14 protein-coding genes are annotated in these 24,366 nt (G+C 72.1%); 10 read left to right on the top strand and 4 right to left on the bottom strand.

The window, feature by feature from the left end; genetic code table 11:
* Positions 1-50: 50 nt before the first annotated feature.
* Positions 51-1,259, bottom strand: a complete 1,209-nt coding sequence (locus tag ACFWPS_RS10900; protein WP_383703331.1) for a nucleotide sugar dehydrogenase — start codon at positions 1,257-1,259, stop codon at positions 51-53.
* A gap of 357 nt (positions 1,260-1,616) precedes the next feature.
* On the opposite strand from ACFWPS_RS10900, the gene ACFWPS_RS10895 reads away from it, so the two are divergent.
* Positions 1,617-3,323 carry a glycerol-3-phosphate dehydrogenase/oxidase gene (locus ACFWPS_RS10895; protein WP_383703329.1) on the top strand — a complete coding sequence of 569 codons (1,707 nt, stop codon included), beginning with the start codon at positions 1,617-1,619 and terminating at the stop codon, positions 3,321-3,323.
* A 531-nt stretch (positions 3,324-3,854) separates the two neighbouring features.
* Here the strand turns inward: ACFWPS_RS10895 and ACFWPS_RS10890 are convergent.
* Positions 3,855-4,898, bottom strand: a complete 1,044-nt coding sequence (locus ACFWPS_RS10890; protein ID WP_383703327.1) for a serine hydrolase domain-containing protein — start codon at positions 4,896-4,898, stop codon at positions 3,855-3,857.
* A gap of 171 nt (positions 4,899-5,069) precedes the next feature.
* Between ACFWPS_RS10890 and ACFWPS_RS10885 the strand changes: the two genes are divergently transcribed.
* The 7 genes from ACFWPS_RS10885 (at position 5,070) to ACFWPS_RS10855 (ending at position 18,629) form a co-directional block, all read left to right on the top strand.
* Positions 5,070-7,142 carry a protein kinase gene (locus ACFWPS_RS10885; protein ID WP_383703347.1) on the top strand — a complete coding sequence of 691 codons (2,073 nt, stop codon included), beginning with the start codon at positions 5,070-5,072 and terminating at the stop codon, positions 7,140-7,142.
* Positions 7,143-7,279: 137 nt separating this feature from the next.
* Positions 7,280-10,153 carry a protein kinase gene (locus tag ACFWPS_RS10880; RefSeq protein WP_383703324.1) on the top strand — a complete coding sequence of 958 codons (2,874 nt, stop codon included), beginning with the start codon at positions 7,280-7,282 and terminating at the stop codon, positions 10,151-10,153.
* A 182-nt stretch (positions 10,154-10,335) separates the two neighbouring features.
* Complete coding sequence (locus ACFWPS_RS10875) at positions 10,336-12,174, top strand: serine/threonine-protein kinase (RefSeq protein WP_383703321.1); 1,839 nt, start codon at positions 10,336-10,338, stop codon at positions 12,172-12,174.
* A gap of 93 nt (positions 12,175-12,267) precedes the next feature.
* Complete coding sequence (locus ACFWPS_RS10870; protein ID WP_383703319.1) at positions 12,268-13,905, top strand: serine/threonine-protein kinase; 1,638 nt, start codon at positions 12,268-12,270, stop codon at positions 13,903-13,905.
* Positions 13,906-14,050: 145 nt separating this feature from the next.
* Positions 14,051-15,010: a serine/threonine-protein kinase gene (locus ACFWPS_RS10865; protein WP_383703317.1), complete on the top strand. Its 960-nt coding sequence runs from the start codon at positions 14,051-14,053 to the stop codon at positions 15,008-15,010.
* 127 nt (positions 15,011-15,137) lie between these two features.
* Positions 15,138-16,763, top strand: coding sequence for a succinic semialdehyde dehydrogenase (locus tag ACFWPS_RS10860; protein ID WP_383703315.1), 1,626 nt, complete (start codon positions 15,138-15,140; stop codon positions 16,761-16,763).
* Between the two features lie 87 nt (positions 16,764-16,850).
* Positions 16,851-18,629 (top strand): GMC family oxidoreductase N-terminal domain-containing protein, encoded by a 1,779-nt coding sequence (locus ACFWPS_RS10855; protein ID WP_383703313.1) that lies wholly within the window; start codon positions 16,851-16,853, stop codon positions 18,627-18,629.
* A 210-nt stretch (positions 18,630-18,839) separates the two neighbouring features.
* Here the strand turns inward: ACFWPS_RS10855 and ACFWPS_RS10850 are convergent, their stop codons facing one another.
* Positions 18,840-19,874, bottom strand: a complete 1,035-nt coding sequence (locus ACFWPS_RS10850) for an LPXTG cell wall anchor domain-containing protein (RefSeq protein WP_383703311.1) — start codon at positions 19,872-19,874, stop codon at positions 18,840-18,842.
* Positions 19,875-20,101: 227 nt separating this feature from the next.
* On the opposite strand from ACFWPS_RS10850, the gene ACFWPS_RS10845 reads away from it, so the two are divergent.
* A complete protein-coding gene (locus ACFWPS_RS10845) occupies positions 20,102-21,244 on the top strand; it encodes a hypothetical protein (protein ID WP_383703309.1) in 1,143 nt (380 codons plus the stop codon).
* A gap of 638 nt (positions 21,245-21,882) precedes the next feature.
* Here ACFWPS_RS10845 and ACFWPS_RS10840 read toward each other — a convergent pair.
* Positions 21,883-22,164 carry a chorismate mutase gene (locus ACFWPS_RS10840; RefSeq protein WP_089099362.1) on the bottom strand — a complete coding sequence of 94 codons (282 nt, stop codon included), beginning with the start codon at positions 22,162-22,164 and terminating at the stop codon, positions 21,883-21,885.
* Positions 22,165-22,661: 497 nt separating this feature from the next.
* On the opposite strand from ACFWPS_RS10840, the gene guaA reads away from it, so the two are divergent.
* Complete coding sequence (guaA, locus tag ACFWPS_RS10835) at positions 22,662-24,227, top strand: glutamine-hydrolyzing GMP synthase (RefSeq protein WP_383703307.1); 1,566 nt, start codon at positions 22,662-22,664, stop codon at positions 24,225-24,227.
* Positions 24,228-24,366 lie beyond the last annotated feature (139 nt).

Raw genomic sequence — 24,366 nt, 5'->3', positions numbered from 1 at the left:
CGCGATACCCGCGCGGGTATCGCGTACCCGCGCGGCCCGGTGGGGTCCGCTCAGAGCCGGTGCGCCGCCCCCGTCGGGGTCGCCCCGCGCGTGTCCAGCAGCAGCTGGGCCTTCACCGACAGGCCCTGGAGGTCGTACGTGCGGTGCTGCTGGACCAGGATCGTCAGGTCGGCGTCGGCGGCCGCCTCGTAGAGGGAGTCCGCGCGCGGGACCGGGCGGTCCAGGACGCTCCAGGACGAGATGTGCGGGTCGTGGTAGCTGACCGAGGCACCGAGCTCCATGAGGCGGATCGCGAGCTCCTGGGCGGGACTGTTCTGCTGGTCGGCGAGGTCGGCCTTGTAGGTGACCCCGAGCAGCAGCACGCGCGCGCCGCGTGCCGACTTGCCGTGCTCGTTGAGGAGGGCGGCGGCGCGCTGGACGACGTACCCCGGCATCCGGCTGTTGACCTGCTGGGCCAGTTCCACCATGCGCAGCCCGCGGCTCGTGCGGCCGGACAGGTCCTGGGCGACGCCGTGCCCGCCGATGCCGGGACCGGGTCGGAAGGCCTGGAAGCCGAACGGCTTGGTCTCCGCGCAGCGGATGACGTCCCACAGGTCGACGCCCAGGTCGTGGCAGAGGACGGCCATCTCGTTGACGAGGGCGATGTTGACGTGCCGGAAGTTGGTCTCCAGGAGCTGCACGGTCTCGGCCTCGCGCGGGCCACGCGCGCGTACCACCTTGTCGGTGAGCCGGCTGTAGAACGTCGCCGCCGACTCCGTGCACGCGGGCGTGAGACCGCCGATGACCTTCGGGGTGTTGGCCGGTGTGAAGTCGCGGTTGCCGGGATCCACCCGGCTGGGCGAATAGGCGAGGTGGAAGTCGCGGCCCGCGCGCAGGCCGGAGCCCTTCTCCAACAGGGGCCGCAGAAAGTCCTCCGTCGTCCCCGGATGGACCGGCGACTCCAGGATCACCGTCGTGTGCGGACGCAGCCGCTCGGCCAGGGTGCGCGCGGCGGTCTCCACCTGGCTCAGGTCGAGCCCGCCGTCGGCGCCGCGTGGGGTCGGCGCGCAGATCACCGCGGTCCGCACCCGCCCCAGCTGGGCCGGGTCCTCGACCACCCGGAACCCCTTCGCGAGCATCCGGCGCAGCTCGGCGGGGCTGAGCGAGCCCGCCTCGGGGCCGGTGGCGTAGCCGATCGTGGGGATGCCGGCGGCCACGGCGGCCTGGGCGAGGGGCAGGCCGTAGGGACCGAGTCCGATGACGGCGAGGTCTGCGGGCATGGCGTGGGCCGTCCTTCCCAGTAACCGAAGCGGGACAGGTGCGCAAGCCCTGTGGACAGGATGAGCGAGGCGCACTGTCAGACTAGGAGTAAATATGACCGTTATGCGGGATTGTGTTCATGTGTCTTCCGTGGGTTCGGTGGCCGTTGTCCACAGGCTGGGGGTGAGTGGTGGCTGAAGTCGGGCACGCCGGTCAGAATTTGGGCAGGGGCCATGCCCGCCGGGCGCGGCCGACGTGACCGATGACCCGACGACGACCGGTGACCGACGACGGCGATGACCGACGACGACCGGTGACCCACGGCCGGCGATGGCCGTGGCGAGCGATGACCGATGGCGGCAGAGCGGGAGGCAGCGGTGAGGACAGCGACACTGGGGCCAAAGCAGCGTGCGGAGTCCCTGGCGGCCATGGCCGAGCGCGAGTTGGACGTGCTGGTGGTGGGTGGCGGAGTGGTCGGCGCGGGCACCGCGCTGGACGCGGCCACCCGGGGCCTGAACACCGGCATCGTGGAGGCCCGCGACTGGGCGTCCGGCACCTCCAGCAGATCCAGCAAGCTGATCCACGGCGGCCTGCGCTATCTGGAGATGCTCGACTTCGCCCTGGTCCGTGAGGCCCTCAAGGAGCGCGGCCTGCTCCTGGAGCGCCTAGCCCCGCACCTGGTCAAGCCGGTGCCCTTCCTCTACCCGCTCCAGCACCAGGGCTGGGAGCGCCTGTACGCCGGCTCGGGCGTCGCGCTCTACGATGCGATGTCCGTGGTCAGCGGGCACGGCCGGGGCCTGCCCGTCCACCGCCACCTGAGCCGCCGTCACGCCCTGCGGGTCGCGCCCGCGCTGCGCAAGGACGCCCTGGTCGGCGCCATCCAGTACTACGACGCCCAGATGGACGATGCCCGCTATACGGCGACCCTGGTGCGCACGGCGGTGTCCTACGGCACGAAGGCGGCCAACCGCGCGCGCGTCACCGGGTTCCTGCGCGAGGGCGAGCGGGTCGTCGGGGCCCGGGTGCAGGACGTGGAGGGGGGCGGGGAGTACGAGATCCGCGCCCAGCAGGTCGTCAACGCGACCGGGGTGTGGACCGACGACACCCAGGCGATGGTCGGCGAGCGCGGCCAGTTCCACGTCCGTGCCTCCAAGGGCATCCACCTGGTCGTCCCCAGGGACCGCATCCACTCCACGACCGGCCTGATCCTGCGCACCGAGAAGTCGGTCCTGTTCGTCATCCCCTGGGGCCGGCACTGGATCGTCGGCACCACCGACACCGACTGGGACCTGGACAAGGCCCATCCGGCGGCCTCCAGCGCCGACATCGACTACCTCCTCAACCACGTCAACTCGGTGCTCGCGGTGCCGCTGACGCGCGACGACGTCCAGGGTGTCTACGCGGGTCTGCGCCCGCTGCTGGCCGGCGAGTCCGACGCCACCAGCAAGCTCTCGCGCGAGCACACGGTCGCGCATCCGGTGCCGGGGCTCGTGGTCGTCGCCGGCGGCAAGTACACGACGTACCGGGTGATGGCCAAGGACGCCGTCGACGAGGCGGTGCACGGGCTGGACATGCGGGTCGCGGAGTGCGTCACCGAGGACATCCCGCTGCTCGGCGCGGAGGGCTACCGGGCGATGTGGAACGCCCGGGCCCGGATCGCCGCCCGCACCGGCATCCACGTGGTCCGCGTCGAACACCTGCTCAACCGGTACGGCTCGATGGCGGACGAGGTGCTCGAACTCATCGCCGCCGACCCGGGCCTGGGCGAGCCGCTCTCGGCCGCCGACGACTACCTGCGCGCCGAGGTCGTGTACGCCGCCTCCCACGAGGGCGCCCGTCACCTCGACGACGTCCTGACCCGCCGCACCCGCATCTCCATCGAGACCTTCGACCGCGGCACCCGCAGCGCCCGCGAGGCCGCCGAGCTGATGGCACCGGTCCTCGGCTGGGACAAGGACCAGATCGAGCGGGAGGTCGAGCACTACGAGAAGCGCGTGGAGGCGGAGCGCGAGTCCCAACTCCAGCCGGACGACCTGACGGCGGACGCGGCGAGGCTGGGAGCGCCGGACATCGTGCCGCGGTAATTCCCTGCCGGGCGTGGGGCTATGGCGTGGCGCCGGGGCAGCCTGCCGGGTGCCGGGTGCCGGGTGCCGGGTGCGGGTGCCGGTGCCGGTGCCGAGTGCCGGGGGCAGCCTGCTGGGTGCTGGGTGCTGGGTGCTGGGTGCTGGGTGCTGGTGGCGGGTGGCGGGTGGCGGGTGTGTGGTGGGTGCAGGGTGCGTGGCGGGTGGTGTGTGCGGTGAGGCGGTGGGGTGGTGTCTGCCGCCTGCCGCCTGCCGCCTGCCGCCTGCCGTCTCCCGCCTGCCGTCTCCCGTCTCCCGCCTGCCGTCTTCCGCTCGCTTCCGCTGCTCCTCTGCGTTGGTTCGGTCCCCGGTCCTTCTGGTCGGCCGCTGGAAAATCCTTGTCCGCCGCGACGGCGCTGAGCCACGACGGCGGTCTCCGGCGGTGCCGTGCCACCCGTGCCGCCCGTGCCACCCGCGCTGCCCGTGCCCCCGACCGTCCGACAACACCCGATCGAGCGACCGGGCATCGGGATCTCTCCCCGAGCCCCGGCCGTTCTACCCGGTGCGAGGGCAGAACTCGGCCGCGAGCAGTGCAGGTTCGAGGTCCGGGTCCGCGACCGTCGTCGTGTTCACCCGGAACGTGAGGACATGCCGGCCGTCGATCGAGGCGGCGCTGCGCACATAGCTGCCCGCGATCCGGCCGTTGTGTCCCCACACCGTGGTCCCGCACGGCAGCTTCACAGGAAAGATCCCCAGGCCGTACGCGCCCTGTGCGGCCCGGGTGTCGAGCATCTCGCGCAGCCGGCGCGGGGGCAGCAGTTCGCCGTCCAGCAGCGCCGCGTAGAAGCGGTCCAGGTCGTCGAGCGTGGTCACCAGCTCACCCGCCGCGCCGGCCACGCGCGGGTCGAGCTCGGTGACGTCGGAGCCGTCGGTCTCGAAGGCGCGGCCGTGCGGGGAGGGCAGCGTGGTGCGGGCGCCCGGCAAGGACGTGCCCGTAAGACGGAGGGGGGTGATGATGCGGCGCCGGACCTCGGTGGCGTACGAGTGGCCGGTGACCTGGCGGATGACCATGCCGAGCACGACGTAGTCGGTGCTGGAGTACGCGTAGTGACCCGGCCGGGTCGAAGGGAGGGAGAGCGAGACGCGGACGGCCTGAAGCGGGGTCAGGGGGACGGCGCCCCGGGTGACCGTGGTGAAGTCGGCGAGCCCGGCGGTGTGGCTGAGCAGGGCCCGCAGGGTGATCCTGCGCCCGTCGACGCCATGTCCGCGCAGCAGCCCCGGCAGGTACCGCTCCACGGGGTCGGACAGGGAGAGCCGCTTTTCGGCGGCCAGTTGCAGGACGACAGTGGCGATGAAGGTCTTCGTGATGCTGCCCGCGCGGAAGTGGTCGGCACGTGCGATGCCCCGGCCGGCGGCCGCGTAGCGGACGTCGTCGCCGTCGCGGTCCAGGAGAGCGGCGGCGGGTGCTCCGCCTTTGGTGACGAACTGTGACAGGAGCGGGTCCGTGACCTCCGCCGAGGATGCCGAACCGGCCATCAGGGGGGCGAACAGCAGGGCAAGAGAGACCGGTATGGCCACCAGTGTCCGAAGCGACGGCATCCGGGTTCCTCCCTCCTCGCGGCCCATCATCCCGGCCCGTGTGACGCCCTCGTCACCGGGGGTTCCGGTCGGCCGGGCCCGATGCGCGGTCAGGGGCCCCCTGGGCGTTGGGCACTTGTCGGGTGAGGGACAATGAAGGCTCTGTCAGGGCGGGTTGTCATGAGGGGACGCATGTCGGAGGCGGAGCGGGCGGGGACTTCTCGTCAGGAGACTCGTCAGGGCAACAGCGAGCGTCTTCTCGCCGGGCGGTACCGGCTGGGAGGAGTGCTCGGCCGCGGCGGCATGGGCACGGTGTGGCGGGCCGAGGACGAGACCCTCGGCCGGACGGTGGCCGTCAAGGAGCTGCGGTTCCCGTCGAACATCGACGAGGAGGAGAAGCGGCGCCTGATCACGCGCACCCTGCGCGAGGCCAAGGCGATCGCCCGGATCCGCAACAACAGTGCGGTGACGGTCTTCGACGTGGTCGACGAGGACGACCGGCCCTGGATCGTGATGGAGCTGGTCGAGGGCAAGTCGCTGGCCGAGGTCATCCGTGAGGACGGCCTGCTGGACCCGAAACGGGCGGCCGAGGTCGGGCTGGCGGTCCTGGACGTGCTGCGGTCGGCGCACCGCGAGGGCATCCTGCACCGCGACGTGAAGCCGTCCAACGTGCTGATCTCCGAGGGTGACGGCCGGGTCGTGCTCACTGACTTCGGCATCGCCCAGGTCGAGGGCGACCCGTCCATCACCTCCACCGGCATGCTCGTCGGCGCCCCCTCCTACATCTCCCCGGAGCGGGCCCGCGGTCACAAGCCCGGCCCTGCGGCCGACCTGTGGTCGCTGGGCGGCCTGCTGTACGCGGCGGTCGAGGGCGCGCCGCCGTACGACAAGGGGTCGGCGATCGCCACGCTGACGGCGGTGATGACCGAGCAGCTGGAGGAGCCCAAGAACGCGGGACCCCTGAAGGACGTCATCTACGGGCTGCTCAACAAGGACCCGGCCAAGCGGCTGGACGACGCGGGTGCGCGGGCGATGCTCAACGCGGTCATCAACGCGCCCGAGGAAGCGCCCGCGGACGCCACCCGGGTCGTACCGCTGCCTCCGCAGCCCGACGCGCCGCAGGAGGAGAAGGGCACCGGGGCCAAGCGGGGCGAGGAGGCCGGGGAGAAGCTGCGCGGGGCGCTGCGGTCGGTGCGGAAGGCCGCGGGGGCGGCCGGTGCCGCGGCCGCGACCCGGACGAAGAACGCCGGCGCGGGCGCAGGCACGTCCGCCGAGGCGGGCGCCGCCACGGCCCCGGTCGTCACCGGTTCGCCCTCGGGGCCGGTCGGGGGTGCGCGTCCGGCCGCCGGTGGCGGGTCCGGCGCCGCCACCGCGCCGACGGGGGCCAAGCCCGCCGCGGGCAAGGCCAGTTCGGGGTGGCCCGTGATGCCGCCGCCCGATCTGGACCTGGCACCCCGGCCCGTGCCCAAGGCGCCGCTCACCGATGTGGTGCCGAAGCGCACCCTGGTGATCATCGCCGTGGTGGTGGTCCTCGCGGTGCTCGGTACCGTGCTCGCCATCGTGCTGAACGGCGACGACGGGGACAGCAAGGGGAGCGGCAGGAGCGGCGGTTCCAAGGCGGTGGCGTCCTCCGGGGCGAGCGCGAGCACCGGCTCCGGTTCCGGTTCGAAGTCCGGTTCCGGTTCCTCCACCAAGGAGGACACGAACGGCGGCACGGTGGCGGACGGACAGGCGTCGGCGGCCCAGACCTCCGGGAGCGACGGCTCGGGCGAGTCCGGGGACGACACGTCCTCGGCGTCGAACTCCAGTGGCAGTGACAGCGGCAGTGGCAGCGCGCCGGTGGTGTCGAAGTACAAGGGCGACCAGGGGTACTCGATCGGGCTGCCCAAGGGCTGGAAGTTCCAGACCGGCAGTTCCGCCGGGGACCGGTTCACCGGACCCGGCGGGCAGAAGCTGCTGATCGCCTGGACGAGCACGCCCAAGGACGACCCGGTGGCGGACTGGGAGAACCAGGAGCGTTACATGGTGCGCTCCCAGTACCAGAAGATCCGCATAGCCTCGGTGAGCTACCGCGGCTGGAACACGGCCGACTGGGAGTTCACCTACGTGGACGGCGGCACCGAGTACCGGACCATCGACCGGGGGTTCGTCGTCAGCTCCCAGCAGGGATACGCGCTGATGTACACCGCGAAGGCCGGCGGCTGGAGCAGCCAGCTGCGCAAGGACACCTGGAAGACGCTGACGGCGTCCTTCGAGCCGAAGTGACAAATTCGCATCCCCACAATGCGAATTGCCTCCGGCACGTATCGTGAGTGGTTGCGGACCGTACGCATCCAGGTATGCATACAGAACGGGCCGCGAAACGAACGGATTTGACCAACCGGGCGGCCGGGGGAGGCAACGTGGACGACTACGCGGGACGGGTACTGGCCGACCGCTACCGCCTGCCGTTGCCCCCCTCCGACGAGTACGAACACACCGAGACGCGGGCCTTCGACACCTACAGCGGGCAGGAGGTGTTCGTCCGGCAGGTGCCGTTGCCGGAGGTCGTCGAGGCGGAGGTGCTGGACGCCGAGGGGTTGCCGGAGGGTTTCACGGCGCGTGACCGTGGCGCCCGCCGACCGCCGACGGCACGGACGGCGACACGCCGGCCCAGCGACCCGGTGGTGCGGCGCGCCGTGGAGGCCGCGCAGGCCGCCGCCCGGATCCCCGACCATCCCCGGCTCGACCAGGTCTTCGACGTGTTCGCCGAGGGCGGTTCGCTGTGGATCGTCAGCGAGTCGGTCGCCGCGCGGTCGCTGGCGGCGGTCCTCGCCGAGCAGCCGCTGAGCCCGTACCGGGCGGCCGAGGTCGCCTCCGACGTGCTGATGGCGCTCCGGGTCCTGCACGCCCACGGCTGGGTGCACCGCAACATCACCGCCCGCACGGTCCTCGTCTGCGACGACGGTCGGGTGATGCTGACCGGCCTCGCGGTCGGGGCGGCGGAGGAGGCGCTGTGCGGGTACGACCCGGTGCCGCCGCAGGAGGGTGAGAGCGGCGAGGGCGGCGGGAGCGGCGTGGCGGCTGCCGGCGGCCGGCGGGTCGGGGAGGCGGAAGGTTCCGCCACGCCCGGCACCCGGACCGGCAACCCGCCCGGCAACCCGCTCGGCACCCCGACCGGTTCGCCCGGTTCGGGTGTTTCAGGCGGTTCGGTCGGCTCGGGTGCTCTCGCCGTCGGGGGCATCGGGAGCGTCGGTGGTGCGTCCGGTGGTACGGGTGGTGGTACGGGCGGCGCGCAGCGGGTCTCCGGCGCGCCGGAGACCGATCCCGAGGCCGCTCGGCGTGCGGCGATTCAGGCACGGGTCGCCGGCGGGTTGCCGGGGGCCGGTCCGGACGACGTTCCGGGCGGTTCCGGTCCGGCCGGTTCCGCTCCGGGCGGTGCCGGTACGGGTGCTGTGGAGCGGCGGGCGCCGGACACCGGCGCGGACATCCGGGCCGCCCGGGCCGGGGCGATCGCCGCGTACCGGGCGGGAGCCAGGGCCGCCGCCCGGGTCCAGGAGGCCCAGCAGAACGGGCGGGCCGCGCTGCCCGGTGCCCGGCCGCCGTCCGAGGGCGAGACCGCGGCGCCCGCACCGCAGCCGCCGTACGGCCCCGGAGGCCCGGGGCATGCCAACGGGGCGGCCCAGCAGCCGTATGCCAACGGCGTGGCGCAACCGCCGTACGCGAACGGGCAGGCGCAGGCCCCGGACGGGGAGCAGCGGGCCGCCGGTGGGGTGCCGCCCGGCCGGATAGCCGACCCGTACGGGGTGCGCGGCGCGCCGCCGCCCTGGCACGGCGCCGCACCCCGCCCCCGCCCCGGCACGCCCCCGGTGGTGGCCCCCGGCCAGGAACGCACCGCGCTCCCGGCCGCAGGACCCGGCGCGGGCACCCCCCTGACCGGCGCCGAACTCCAGGGCGTGCAAGGACAGCCGCACGTCGTCGTGCCCGCGCAGGGCGCCGGACCCGCCGCCCGCTGGGGCGAGCCCGCCGCCGTCGTACCCGGGCGGCGCGGGCCCGCCACCGCGCTGGCCGCCGAACGGGCGCGGCAGGTGCGGATGACCGTGGTGGGGCCGGTGACCGAGCGCTGGGCGCCGGAGCAGGCCGTTCCCGTGCACGAGAACTGGCAGCTGGCGGCGCCCATCGGCCCGGCCACCGACCTGTGGGCGCTGGGCGCGCTGCTGTTCCGGGCGGTGCAGGGGCACGCGCCGTATCCGGAGGAGTCGACGGCCGAGCTGGTGCAGCTGGTGTGCTCGGAGCCGCCCGCCTTCGCGGAGGAGTGCGGGTCGCTGCGGCCGGTCGTGGAGTCGTTGCTGCGTCAGGACCCCATCGAGCGGCTGGACTTCGAGGAGCTGCGCGGCTGGCTGCGCTCGCTGGTGCGGTCGGCGCCCGAGCCGGACGCCGGTACGCATGTCGTCGCCGCCCCGCCCGCCGATCCCAAACGGCTGCCGATCATCCGGCGCCGCGGTGAGCTGGTGCGCAGGCGCAGGGCCGGGCTCCCGGCGCCGCACGGCCGGCACAAGCGGGCCCGGCAGGAGGCGAATTCCCCGCGCAGACTGGGCCGTACGCTGCTTCTGCTGGTCCTGCTCCTGCTGGCCGCGGCGGTCGCGTACGCCATGCTGTTCCTGCCGAAGAAGGACAGCGCGGACGACGGCGCGGCCACCGGCGACCGGACGGGCGCGGCCGGCGACGCGAGCCCCGCACCGAGCCGGAGCCAGACGCCCACTCCGACACCGACGCCCAGTCCCACGTCGACGCCGTCCACCGAGACCCAGACCACCGCCGGTTCGACCGGCGGCTCCACCGTCGCCGACGGGTTCACCCTGCGCGACGACCCGAACGGCTTCCGGATCGCCGTCGCCAAGGGCTGGAGCCGCACTCCGAGGAACGGCAGCGGCCAGGTGATCTACTCGCACGGGAAGTTCGAGCTGATCGTCGTGGCCGGACGGGACAGCTCGGCGACCTACGGCAGCGACCCGATGGCGTACCAGCGGGACAAGGAAGCGGAGCTGCAGCCGTACCGGGACTCCAGCTGGGCCACCGCCGGCGGGCTGCGGACCATCACGGTGGGCCAGCAGGTGTCGGCGGAGGGGCAGTTCACCTGGACGGACAGCCAGGAGGGCGACCTGTTCGTGCGCAACATGGTCTTCCTGATCAACGGGAGGTACCACATCGTGCAGGTGCGCGGCCCGGAGTCCGACCGGGACGAGGTCACCACGCTGTACGAGCAGGCGTCGTCGACGTACAAGTACACGGGCTGAACGGCGGTCGACGCGTTCTCGGGCCGGTCGGTTCCCGTTCCGATGAGGGGATTTGGCTCACATTCCGTAAGGAAAGCGAGAACCGTCACAGTGCTGTCTCCGTGGGACCCCACTGGTTCCCTGACCGCGGGGTGGTCCTTAGTCTGACCCTGACAAGAGCATTGCGGGGCAACGTGAATCAGATGCAGGGCCTGCTCATCGCGGGCCGCTACCGGCTGGCCGACGTCATCGGCAGCGGCGGCATGGGCCGGGTGTGGCGCGCCCATGACGAAGTGCTGCACCGGGCAGTCGCCATCAAGGAGTTGACGGCCGCGCTCTACGTCTCCGAGAGCGACCAGTCCGTCCTGCTGGCCCGCACCCGGGCCGAGGCCCGGGCCGCGGCACGCATCAACCACTCCGCCGTCGTCACCGTCCACGACGTACTCGAACACGACGGCCGCCCGTGGATCGTCATGGAGCTGGTCGAGGGCCACTCGCTGGCCGACGCGGTCAAGGAGCGCGGGCGCATCGAGCCGCGGGAGGCCGCGCGGATCGGGCTGTGGGTGCTGCGCGCGCTGCGCGCCGCGCACAGCGCCGGGGTGCTGCACCGGGACGTCAAGCCGGGCAACGTGCTGCTCGGCCGGGACGGCCGGGTCCTCCTCACCGACTTCGGCATCGCGCAGATCGAGGGCGACACGACGATCACCCGTACCGGGGAAGTCGTCGGATCCGTCGACTACCTCGCGCCGGAGCGCGTGCGCGGGCACGATCCGGGGCCGTCCTCCGACCTGTGGGCACTGGGCGCGACGCTGTACACGGCGGTGGAGGGGCGCTCGCCGTTCCGCCGCACCTCGCCGCTGACCACCATGCAGGCGGTCGTCGAGGACGAGGCCGGCGAGCCGCACGCCGCGGGCCCGCTGGAGCCGGTCATCACGGCCCTGCTGCGCAAGGAACCGGCGCAGCGGCCGGGCCCCGAAGAGGTCGAGCAGATGCTCGCGGAGGCGGCGGAGGGGCGGCGGCCGAGCACGGCACAGGCGTACATACCGACGCAGTCGCAGATCAGCGGTGGCGGTGGCGGCGGCGGAACGCGGCTGGACTCCGGCGGCTCGTACGGCGGCAACGCGCACGGCAGTAACTCGTACGGCGGCAACGCGCACGGCAGTAACTCGTACGGCAGTAACTCGTACGGCGGCAACTCGTACAGCGGTGACCGCTACGGCAGTGACCCCTACGGGAGTTCATACAGCGGTTCTGTCGGCGGTTCTCATGAGGGACAGCGTCCCTCCGGCGGTTCCATGAGCGGGCCGACAGTCGTCGGCGCGCCGTCCGCGCCCGTCTCCGTGCCGCCCAAGCGGCGCCGGCTGCGGACGCTCGCGCTCGTCGTCGCGATGGCCGCGCTGCTCGGCGGCGGCACGGCCGTGGCCCTGCAGAAGTGGGACTTCGGGCAGCAGGACGGCAGCGGCAGCGCGGCCTCGCCGGCCACCTCCGGTCCGTCCTCCTCGGCCGGCGCGAGCACGGCCCCGGACGGCGCGGTCCCCGCCGACTGGCACACCGTGCACGACCCGTTCGGCTTCAGCCTCTCCCTGCCCAAGACCTGGAAGCGCAAGGTCTATGACTCCGGCGGGGACACCGGTGGCGAACAGACCGACACCGACCTCAAGCAGGTCGACTACACGCCCGACGGCGGCAAGCACTTCGTGCGCATCGCCATCGACAGCTCGCCCGACTTCGCCAACGCGAACGCGCACCAGCTTGATCTGGAACAGCAGTTGCAGCGGCTGGTCGACTACCAGCGCGTGACCCTGAAGCAGAACCTGTACCGGGACCGGGACGGGTCGCTGTGGGAGTACACCTGGACCGCGCTGGCGAAGGACGGGGCGAACGTGGCCGGGCCCCGGCGCGCGGTCGAGGAGACGTACTACTCACGGGCGGGCGCCGAGTACGCGATCTACGTGTCGTCGCCGGCGAAGGACTGGGCGACGGCCGAGAAGCAGTTCAAGTGGGTGCTCCAGAGCTGGGCGGAGCCGGGCTCGTCCGGCTGACGCGGCTCCGCGGCCCGGAAAGCGGCCTTCCGGTCAGGTGTCTTGGCTTGTCACCGTCCGGAAGGTTCGCGTCCGGTGCGGCATCATGGGGCCATGGGGACCGACGGGGACGCCGTCCGTCTGATCGCGGGGCGTTATCGCCTGGAAACGCGGCTCGGGCGGGGCGGGATGGGTGTCGTATGGCGCGCGACCGACCAGTTACTGGGACGGCAGGTCGCCGTCAAGGAGCTCACCGTCGACGACTCCCGCTCGGACGACGACGCCCGGCTGCGCCGCGAACGCACCCTGCGTGAGGCGCAGGCCGTCGCCCAGTTGCACCACCCGCACATCATCGTCGTGCACGACGTGGTCGAGGACGGCGGACGGCCGTACATCGTCATGGAGTTGATCGACGGCGGTTCGCTCGCCGACCGGATCTCGCGGAGCGGGCCGGTGGACGTCGGTGAGGCCGCGCGGATCGGGATCGCCCTGCTGAGTGCGGTGCGGGCGGCGCACGGGGCGGGGGTGCTGCACCGGGACATCAAACCGGCGAACGTGCTCGTCGAGGCGGCCACCGGGCGTGTCGTGCTCACCGACTTCGGTATCGCCCAGGTCGCGGGCGCCACCACACTCACCGAGACCGGTTCCTTCGTCGGCTCGCCCGAGTACACCGCGCCCGAGCGGATGAACGGCTCGCGGTCCGGCCCGGCGGCCGACCTGTGGTCGCTGGGCGCGCTGCTGTGTGCGGCGCTCAGCGGCGAGTCGCCGTTCCGGCGCGACTCGCTCGGCGGGATCCTGCACGCCGTGGTCTCCGACGAGATCCGGCCACCGGCTCAGGCCGAGCCGCTGCTGCCGGTCGTACGGGGGCTGCTGGAGCGGGATCCCGAACGGCGGCTGGGCGCGGCGGAGGCCGAGCGGATGCTGCGCGGGTTCCTGGAGACGGGGGCCGTGACCGGCGCCGGTACGGCACTGAGCGCGGGCGCCGCGTCGTACACGCCGACCCAGCGGGACGTCCCGTGGCCGCCGGCTCCGGAACCGGTCGTGCCGCCCCGGCCCTCCACCCGCGGGGTGCTGGTCGCCGCGCTGCTGGTCGCCGCGATGGCCGGAGCGGGGGTGTCGGCGGCCACGCTGCTGTTCAACGGCGGCAGTGGCGGCACCACCCCGGGCCCCGGGGGTACGACGGCCGTCTCCGCGTCGCACCCGGCGACGGCCTCGCCCACCGGACTCTCCTCGACCGCCCTGCCCTCCTCCACCCTCACCCCCTCCTCGACCGCCCTGCCGCCCCCCACCGCCCACTCCAGCACCGCGCCCTCCGGCTACCGCCTCGCGCGGGACCCGGCCGGCTTCGCCCTCGCCGTACCGGAGGGCTTCACCCGCGACCCGCAGGGCGAGCGCGTCTTCTACATGTCGCCGGGGCAGACCTTCCGGCTCGGCATCAAGGTCTCCGAGCCGCAGACCGGCGGACCCGGAGGGGTGATGCGGCGGGCGGCGGCCGACGGACCGAGTACGAACCCCGGGTACCACGACGGCCGGGTCACCGACACCACCCATTCCGGGCACCCCGCCGCGTTCTGGGAGTTCACCTGGAAGGGCTTCAGCGCGACGGAGGGACCGCGGCACACCTACGACCTCTGCTGGGAGGAGGGCGGACAGATGTACGACGTGTGGGTGTCGGCGCCGGTCGGGAAGGTGCGGGAGGCGCGGGAGTACTTCGACGTCGCGGTGGACACGTTCACGGCCAACTCGGCCTGACACGGGCCGACATGCGCCGACACGGGGCAGCCGTGGGGCAGTCCTGGGGCGGCCGTGGGAGCTTCCACAGGAAGGGGCCCGCGGCCGGCGGACCTCTGACCGCGCCGCTTCGACAAGGACATGGTGCGCAAGGTACTCATGTGACATGAGCGAAGACGGCGAACAGCCGGTCGAGGGACGTCTGATCGGTGGGCGCTACCGGCTCGAGGAGCGCATCGGCTCCGGGCCGACCAGTACGGTGTGGCGCGCCCGCGACGAGCAGGACGGGCCGGAGGGGCACGGCCGGGACTCGGCGGGCCGCCCGGACGCTCGGTACGTCGCCGTCAAGGAACTGCGCCTGACCGGTGAACCGGCGGACGAGGAGCGGCAACGGGCCGCGCACCGGTTGCTGCACGAGGCCCGCGCCGCCGCCCGCGTCGACCATCCGGCCGCCGTCGCCATCCATGACGTACTCCTGGACGGCGAACGCCCGTGGATCGTCATGGAGTTGGTGACGGGGGAGTCGCTGCACGCCGCCCTCGCCGCCCGCGGCCCGCTGCCGTCCGCCGAGGCCGCCCGGATCGGGCTCGCCGTCCTCGGTGCCCTGCACGCCGCCCACTGCGTCGGCATCGTCCACCGTGACCTCAAGCCCTCCAACGTCCTCCTCGAAGCCGGCGGCGAGCGCGTCGTCGTCACCGACTTCGGCATCGGCGCCGCACAGCAGGAGCCGTGCGGCGGTGACTTCGTGGCTCCGGAGTGCGGTGCGGGGCGCGGCGCCGGGCCTGCCTCCGACCTGTGGTCCCTGGGTGCCCTGCTCGGTAGGGCCACGGAGAGCACCGAGGGGCCCCTCGGGCTGCTGCTCGAACAGTTGTGCGCCACCGAACCGGAGGCCCGGCCTGCGGTCGCCGACGTCGCCGAGGTGCTGGCCGAGGCCGCCGGCGAGAGCCTGCCGGAGTGGGTGACCGCACCCCCGGCCCCGGCCCCGGCCACCCCCGCCTCGGCCACCCCCACGGCCACTCCCGCCGCCACTGCCCCCGTCCCGCCCCCGACGGCCCCCGAACCCCGCCGCCTGACCCCGCTCGCCGCCCTCGGCCTGCTGCTCGCCAAAAAACCGGAACGCGGCTGATCGTCCTCACCCGAGGGCGCTGATCAGCACATTCTCTGCCAGTGATCACTGGCGGTGTGTGTGCGGTCCGTGAAACCGAGTTACCCACGGGTACCCAAAGGCCCCGCTCCCGAATACCCTGCGGCTCATGACGGACTCGCAGGCCCCGGCCCACGCACCGGCCCCCACCGGCACGAACCCGCTCGCCCCCGCCCCCGCAGGGGCCCGAACCGCGGCCGACGTGGTCACGCCCGAGCTGGTCGCCCAGCTCACCAAGGGCGTCGCCGGCTCCGGACGTACGGCCAACCACACGCCCTTCACCGGCGAGAAGCTGGCCGACCTGCCCGAGTCCACCCCCGAGGACGTGGCCAAGGCCTACGACGCGGCCCGCGCCGCGCAGGCCGTGTGGGCGAAGGTGCCGGTACGGCAGCGCGCCGCCGTCCTGCTCCGCTTCCACGACCTGATCCTGGCCCGCCAGGCCGAGGTCCTCGACCTCATCCAGCTGGAGACCGGCAAGGCCCGCCTGCACGCCCACGAAGAGGTGCAGGCCGTCGCGGTCGCCGCCCGGCACTACGGCCGCAAGGCCCCCGCCTACCTCCGCCCCAAGCGGCACGCGGGCGCCATGCCCACCCTCACCCGCGTGACCGAACTGCGCCACCCGCGGGGCGTGGTCGGCCAGATCGCCCCCTGGAACTACCCCCTCGAACTCTCCGTGGGCGACGCGCTCCCCGCCTTCGTCGCGGGCAACGCGGTCGTCATGAAGCCGGACACCGAGACCTGCCTGACCGCCCTGTGGGCCCGGGACATCCTCATCGAGGCGGGCCTGCCCGCCGACGTCTTCCAGGTCGTCCTCGGCGAGGGCCCGGTCGTCGGCCCCGAGGTCGTCCGGCACGCCGACTACGTCTCCTTCACCGGCTCCACCCGCACCGGGCGCGAGGTCGCGCAGGGCGCGGCGGCCCGCCTGGTCGGCGTCTCCCTCGAACTCGGCGGCAAGAACGCCATGCTGGTCCTCGACGACGCCGACATCGAGAAGGCCGCCGCCGGCGCGGTCCGCGCCTGCTTCTCCTCGGCCGGCCAGCTCTGCATCTCCATAGAGCGGCTGTACGTCCACGAGTCGATCGCCGACGCCTTCGTCGAGCGCTTCGCCGCCCGCACCAAGGCCATGCGCCTCGGCAGGTCCCTCGCCTACGGCGCCGACATGGGGTCCCTGGTCGGGGAGCGGCAGCTGGAGACCGTCACTCGGCATGTCGACGAGGCTGTCGAGAAGGGCGCGACCGTCGTCGCAGGCGGCACCGCCCGCCCGGACATCGGCCCCTACTTCTACGAGCCCACCATCCTCGACGGCGTCGAGGACGCGATGGCCGTCTGCACGGAGGAGACCTTCGGCCCGGTCGTCTCGATCTACCGCTTCAAGACGGAGGACGAGGCCGTCGAGCACGCCAACGGCACGCCGTACGGCCTCAATTCGTCCGTCTGGACGAAGAACGGCAGCCGCGGCCGCGCCGTCGCCGCCCGCCTGCGCACCGGCACCGTGAACGTCAACGAGGGCTACGCCCCCGCCTACGGCAGCGTCCAGTCCCCGATGGGCGGCATGAAGGACTCGGGCCTGGGCCGCCGCCACGGCTCGGAGGGCATCCTCAAGTACACGGAGGCGCAGACGGTGGCGCAGCAGAGGCTTCTTCCCATGGCCCCCTCACTGGGCATGGACGACGAGAAGTACGCCGCCTTCATGAGCACCAGCCTCCGGGTGATGAAGGCACTGAGGCTCCGATAAGCGCCCCGTTAAGCGCCCCGTCAGGGGCGCGGGGAACTGCGCGAGCAACCACGAACTACCTGCACGTAGGCTCAAAGAGGAGAAATCGTGCCCCAGGACACCTACGACTACGACGTCATAGTCGTCGGATCAGGATTCGGCGGATCTGTAACCGCCCTGCGCCTGACAGAAAAGGGCTACACCGTAGGCGTCCTGGAAGCCGGCCGCCGCTTCACCCGAGAAGCCCTCCCCAAGAACTCCTGGGACATCAAGAACTACCTCTGGGCCCCGCAGCTCGGCTGCTACGGCATCCAGCGCATCCACCTCCTCGGCAACGTCATGGTGCTGGCCGGCGCGGGCGTCGGCGGCGGCTCGCTCAACTACGCCAACACCCTCTACGTCCCGCCGAAGCCCTTCTTCGACGACCCCCAGTGGCGTGCCATCACGGACTGGCAGGACGAGCTGAAGCCGTACTACGACCAGGCGCAGCGCATGCTCGGCGTACGGCTCAACCCGACGATGACCCCGTCTGACGTCCACCTGAAGGCGGCGGCGGAGAAGCTGGGCGTCGGCGACACCTTCCACCTCGCCCCGGTCGGCGTCTTCTTCGGCGACGGCAAGGACGCCGACGGCGAGGCCAAGGCGGCCCCGGGCGACCAGGTCGCCGACCCCTACTTCGGGGGCGCGGGCCCCGCCCGCAACGCCTGCACCGAGTGCGGCGAGTGCATGACCGGCTGCCGACACGGCGCGAAGAACACCCTCAACGAGAACTACCTCCACCTCGCCGAGCAGGCGGGCGCGGTGGTGCACCCGATGACGACGGTCGTCTCCGTCACCGACGACTCGCAGGGCGGCTACGCCGTCGCGACCCTGCCCACGGACGACAGGAAGAAGGCCGAGGGCCGTGTCTTCAAGGCCCGCCGGGTCGTCATCGCCGCCGGCACCTACGGCACCCAGACCCTCCTGCACCGCATGAAGGCCGGCGGCCAGCTGCCGTACCTCTCCGACCGGCTGGGCGACCTCACCCGTACCAACTCCGAGGCCCTGGTCGGCGCCCAGACCGACAACCGCCGCTACCGCAAGGCACACGGCACGCCCAAGGCCGACTTCACCCGGGGCGTCGCGATCACGTCCTCCGTCCACCCGGACGAGAACACCCACATCGAGCCGGTCCGCTACGGCAAGGGCTCCAACGCGATGGGCGGGCTGTCGATCCTGCAGGTCCCGTACGCGGAAGGCTCCTCCCGCGTCCTCGGCTGGCTGGCGAACGCGGCCCGCCACCCCCTCCTGGTGCTGCGCTCGCTCTCCAACCGGCGCTGGTCGGAGCGGACCATCATCGGCCTGGTGATGCAGTCGCTGGACAACTCCCTGACGACGTACCTGAAACCGGACGGCGTCGGCAAGGGCCTGCTCACCGCCCGGCAGGGCCACGGCGCCCCCAACCCCAAGCAGATCAAGGCCGCTTCGGAGGCGGCCACCGTGCTCGCCGAGGAGATCAACGGATTCGCCGGCAGCAATGTCGGCGAGCTGATGGGCACCCCGCTCACCGCCCACTTCCTGGGCGGCTGCCCCATCGGCGACTCGCGCGAGACCGGGGTCATCGACCCGTACCACCGGCTCTACGGCCACCCGGGCATCTCGGTCGTGGACGGCGCCGCCGTCTCCGCGAACCTCGGCGTGAACCCGTCCCTCACCATCACGGCGCAGGCCGAGCGCGCGATGTCGTACTGGCCCAACAAGGGCGAGGCGGATCCGCGGCCGCGGCAGGGCGAGCCGTACGCGCGGCTCCGGCCGGTCGAGCCGCTCCGCCCGGCGGTCCCGGCCGAGGCCTTCGGCGCGCTGCGGCTGCCGTTCCTCGGGATTCCGGCCGTACCACCGAAGAAGTAGGCCCAAGGAGCGAGTCGAAGTAGTAGGCCGAAGTAGTAGGCCGAAGTAGCAGGCCGAAGGAGTAGGCCGAAGGAGTAGGCCGAAGGAGTAGGCCGAAGGAGTAGCCGGACACCGAAGAGGGACCTGTGCCCCCCTCCGAGCCCAGGTCCCTCTTCGATCGGTGCGCGGCCGCCGCCTTAGGACGGTTCGCGCGACCTTGCTCTGTGCGGCTCAGGCATCCGCGCCCGTGCCGGCCTTCCGCCGCCGTACCAGGACCACCGCTCCGGCGCCGACCACGACGGCGGCCCCGCCGACCAGGCCGATGACCGGGAGCGCCGAGCCGGCGCCGGTGTCGGCGAGGTTGCCGGTCGGCAGGTCGGAGACGTTGCCCTGCGGCTTCTTCACGGAGTCCTTGCCGCCGTCGTCGCTCGGCGTGGCCGTCCCCGGGTCCGGGTTGGACGAGCCGGCCTTGAGGACCGTGAAGTCGTACTGGGCCCAGCCCTCGGCGATGCAGTCCTGGCCGTCGACCTTGTCGAGATAGGCGCCGGAGCCGAAGGAGTAGGCGTCGCCGGCGGGCGCCTTGGCGTCGATGGAGACCCGCAGGTCGACCGACTTGCTCGCGCCGGACTTGAGCTTCGGCACGTAGAAGAAGTAGTCGCCGGCCCAGTCGTCGCTGCCGATCCGGTCCCAGGAGCCGGTGTCGGGGTTCTTGAACTCCAGGTCGACGTACGGGCTGAGGTACTTCGACTCGTCGAGCTCGTAGTTCTCGATCTCGGCGTAGAAGGCGACGCCCTCGACGTCCGTCTTGGACTCGTTCGTCACGACCAGCTCGAAGCCGTGGAAGCCGTCGCCCGCGACGATCTTGCCGGGCAGGCCCTTGATGTCGGCGGACACCTTGGCGTCGCCGAAGTTCTCGTCGAGGTCCTCGCAGTACGGCACGTCCGGGTCGGACGGGTCCTCGCTGGGCTCGGCCGACTCGGACGGCTCGGCGGAGGCGGACGCCGATGCGCTTGCGCTCGCGCTGTCGCTGGGCGAGGCGGAGGCCGACGCGGATTCGGACGCCGACGCCGACGCGCTGTCGCTCGGTGCGACGGAGTCGGACGGCGAGGCCGGGGCCGTGTCGCTCGGTATCTCGCTCGGCGCGCTCTCCGACGTCTCCGACGCCGACGGCGACTCGTCCGCGAACGCAGCCGGCGCGGACAGCAGGGCGACCGGCGCGATGACGGCCGTGACGGCCGCCGCGGCCATGACCCGGCGAAGCTTCATGAGGACCCCCGTGCATCAGCTGCGGTGGATGGATGTCACCGCTGGTTCCGCTGATGTGACCGGCAAGTCGTGTGAATGGTTGCCTCCGCATTCACACAATCATTATGTGATGTGAGTCACTTGATCTCGGGGTTCCCGCCGCTCGAAACCAATTGCCGGGCATGGCATGGACACAGTCGGTTCCAAGGCTATTCTCGCCCCGTCGAACGGCCGAGCGAGAGAGTGTCATGTCTGACAGACGGTCCGAAGAATCGTCGGGGGACGAGCCGTCGTCCTCCTCCATATCCGACGAGGTCTGGGAGCAGTTCCTCCAGGACACCGAACGGGACATCCGCAAGTCCGCCCCCAAGGAACCCTCCGCACGGGCCCGCGAGGTGACCGAGCGGCTCAAGGGGCGGAAGGGGGAGCCCGAGGGGTGGCGGACCGGGCCCGCCTGGCAGGAGATGAACGGGCGGGCCACCCGCCGCCGCAGGACATGGGCGGTCATCGGCGTTCCGCTGGCGATCGCCGTGGCCGTCGTCGCGATGCGGCCCTCCCTGCTCCCCGGCGATCCCTTCGGCTCGTCCGCCGGCACGGACACCGCCACCACGCCCCTGCCCGCCGAGACCGCCACACCGACCGCCCCGCCCTCCGCGGTCGCCTCCGACACCCCCACACTCGCCCATCCCTTCGCCGGTTCCCCGGCGCTGCGCTGGGCCGACGGCGCGGCCGGCATCGTGCTGCCGAAGGCCACCGCGCTCGGCGCGATCCCGAAGGACCGCGTCGAACTGGCCCTCCAGCAGACCAAGAAGCTGCTGGTCGACGCCAACCTGAACCCCGACGTGGTGGCCGGCGGCCGCCCCGAGGCCGCCCTCTCGGTGCTCGACCCCAAGCAGCCCGACGTGCTCGACGACCTCAAGACCTCGCTGCGCAGCCCGAGCAAGACCCATGACCCGCTGTTCCTCTTCAGCCGCTTCGACCCGAAGGACGTGAAGCAGGCCGGGAAGGTCGTCAAGGTACGCGGCCGGATCACCTTCGCGAAGGGCAAGTTCGAGGGCGTGGCCGTGCACGCCGACTACACCTTCGTCTACCCGGTCGTCCCCGCCGACGGTTCCACCGAGGTCACCCGTACGATCGTGCGCCGCGTGATCGACACCGAACTCCCCGACCCCACGCGGTACCAGGTCACCCCCGGCCGGCTGACCCTGCTCCGCTACGACGAGGACGCCGGCAACTCGGCCTGCGACATCAACGACGGCTATCTGCACCCGCAGTTCCCGTCCCAGGCCCCGACCGGAAGCGCCGCCCCGACCGGCCCGTCCGTCGACCCGTACGACCGCAGCCGCGACATCGGCAAGGAGGAGGCCTGCGGCACGGTCAGCCGTACATAGTCTTCGGCGTCTTCCGGTGTGTCTTCTCGCACACAGGCGAAGGGCCCCGCGGGACGGAGCCGCGGGGCCCTTCTTTCGTCAGCACCGACGTCAGGGCAGCGTCGGTGCCTGGAAGCGGCGCCGGGGGGTTGCGCCGCTGGTTTCTGCGCCCTGCACCACCGTCCGGGCCCCGGGTCGGCGCCCCGGCGCGCACGGGGCGTACGGCAGGTCTCGACCTTTGGCGGACGGTCGGCACACGGCAATTCCGTTGCCTGAGCTGGGACTTGGGAACTCCGAAGACCCTTGCGGGCCCTCTACGCATCGTGCTGGATGTACGCGGCCTCCGCAACCGTTTGACCCAGCCCTAGTGCATTTTTGCAATTTTCCGCCGGTCGGCCCCGGGCGTCCCCGGAGCCGGCCGTCTCTTGGGTGACCGGGCTGCTGTCCCCTGCCGTCCGGTCACTTGACTGGAGCGAGGTCCCACGACGCACGGCACGTTCCGCACGCCTCATCGCCCCAGTGAAGCCACGCGTGGTTCCTTCGGGCCCGCCCCTGGCTGACACGGACACCCCACCAACGAAGCGGTTCGCGGGCCGGTCACGCGCCGTACGGGTGAGAAGGCCCCGAACTCAGGTCCGCCCGACTCAGGTCCGCCCGACTCAGATGCGACCTCGGCACAGTTCCAGGAGCGTCATGGCGAGGGCGGTGCCGGGCTTGCCGAGCGCCGTGCTGTAGTGGCCGAGGATCTCCATCTCCCGGGAGAGGTTCACCCGGCGGCCGCCGGAGGTGATCCGTGCCTCCTGGACAACGGCCGAGACGGCCATCCGTTCCTGGATCAGACCGATGATCCGGTCGTCGAGCGCGTCGATGCGCTCCCGCGCACCGCTGATCACCTCGGCGGCCTCGGGGGTACGGGCACCGGTCACGTCGATCGCGTTCATGGGGGCTCCTCGTCGGAAGGGGTGCGGTGCCCCGAAGCGACAGGTTCCGGAGAAACACCAGGCGCCCCGGACCTTGTCGGCCCGGGGCGCCTGGGGAAGTCGCTTGTCAGTAGCTCAAGCAGCACGACCATGGCAGCCGGTGGGCCGGTTGCCATAGGTAAAGAGGAAGGTCGTCTGCGTGAGCATGGCGCAGAGTATGCCACAGAACCCGAGTCGGCAGACCGGTCCGGGCGGGTGACCATTTCTCGGGCTACCGGTCCGGGGGCTAGCTCTTGGGCTACCGGGCCGCGGGGGTGGTTACTTCCTGTCTACCGAGTCGGGGGCCTTTTGGCCGACCTGGTCGGGTGGGGCGGCCGCTTTCTGGTTTGCCGAGTCGGGTGGTGGGTGGGCATAGGACCCGGGGGTCTGGGGGCGGAGCCCCCAGGGACGGGAGCTGTCCCACCGCACCCCGTTAGAATCGAAGACACAGACCCCGCCCACCCGCCGAAAGGCACCTCGTGTCCTCAGCCATCCCCGACACCGTCCTGGTCGTCGACTTCGGCGCGCAGTACGCCCAGCTCATCGCCCGCCGCGTCCGCGAGGCCCGGGTCTACAGCGAGATCGTGCCCAGCACCATGCCGGTCGCCGAGATGCTCGCCAAGAACCCGGCGGCGATCATCCTCTCCGGCGGCCCCTCGTCCGTGTACGAGGAGGGCGCCCCCCGCCTGGACCGCGAGCTCTTCGAGGCCGGCGTCCCCGTCTTCGGCATGTGCTACGGCTTCCAGCTGATGGCGCAGGTCCTCGGCGGCACCGTCGACAACACCGGCGCCCGCGAGTACGGCCGTACCGACCTGCACGTCTCCAAGACGTCGTCCACCCTCTTCGAGGGCACCCCCGCCGAGCAGCACGTGTGGATGTCGCACGGCGACGCCTGCTCCGCCGCCCCCGAGGGCTTCACCGTCAGCGCGTCCACGGACGTCGTCCCGGTCGCCGCCTTCGAGAACGACGAGAAGAAGCTCTACGGCGTCCAGTACCACCCCGAGGTCATGCACTCCACGCACGGCCAGCAGGTCCTGGAGCACTTCCTGTACCGGGGCGCGGGCCTGAAGCCGACCTGGACCACCGGCAACGTCATCGACGAGCAGGTCGCCGCGATCCGCGAGCTGGTCGGCGACAAGCGCGCCATCTGCGGCCTGTCCGGCGGTGTCGACTCCGCGGTGGCCGCCGCCCTCGTCCAGAAGGCCATCGGCTCCCAGCTGACCTGCGTGTACGTCGACCACGGCCTGATGCGCAAGGGCGAGACCGAGCAGGTCGAGAAGGACTTCGTGGCCGCCACCGGCGTCCAGCTGAAGGTCGTGGACGCGGAGGCGCGCTTCCTCGACGCCCTCGCCGGCGTCTCCGACCCGGAGCAGAAGCGGAAGATCATCGGCCGCGAGTTCATCCGGGTCTTCGAGCAGGCCCAGGCCGAGATCATCGCCGACGCCGGCCCGGCCGTGGAGTTCCTGGTCCAGGGCACCCTTTACCCGGACGTCGTGGAGTCCGGCGGTGGCACCGGCACCGCGAACATCAAGTCCCACCACAACGTCGGCGGCCTGCCGGAAGACCTCGAGTTCCAGCTGATCGAGCCGCTGCGCAAGCTGTTCAAGGACGAGGTCCGGATGGTCGGCCAGGAGCTCGGCCTGCCGGAGGAGATCGTCCAGCGCCAGCCGTTCCCGGGTCCGGGTCTCGGCATCCGGATCGTCGGCGAGGTCACCAAGGAGCGCCTGGACCTCCTCCGCGAGGCCGACGCGATCGCCCGCGAGGAGCTGTCCGCGGCCGGCCTCGACCGCGACATCTGGCAGTGCCCGGTGGTCCTGCTCGCGGACGTCCGCAGCGTCGGCGTCCAGGGCGACGGCCGCACCTACGGCCACCCGATCGTCCTGCGCCCGGTCTCCTCCGAGGACGCCATGACGGCCGACTGGTCCCGCCTGCCGTACGAGGTCCTCGCGAAGATCTCCACCCGGATCACCAACGAGGTCCGGGACGTCAACCGGGTCGTCCTCGACGTCACCTCGAAGCCGCCGGGCACCATCGAGTGGGAGTAGGCCCGGGCGCGTCCGATCGCGCTCGGTGCTGAAGAAGCTGAAGAAGAGGTGGCACGGCTCCGGCGGCGCCACCTCTTCGACGTGTGTCGTACGGCGGCCACAGTGCCGCCGATTCCCGACATCTTCTGTCGCGATCTGG

Source organism: Streptomyces sp. NPDC058457, assembly GCF_042720695.1.
In the GTDB taxonomy this organism is placed as follows: Bacteria; Actinomycetota; Actinomycetes; order Streptomycetales; family Streptomycetaceae; genus Streptomyces.
This window is presented reverse-complemented; position numbering and strand designations above follow the sequence as displayed.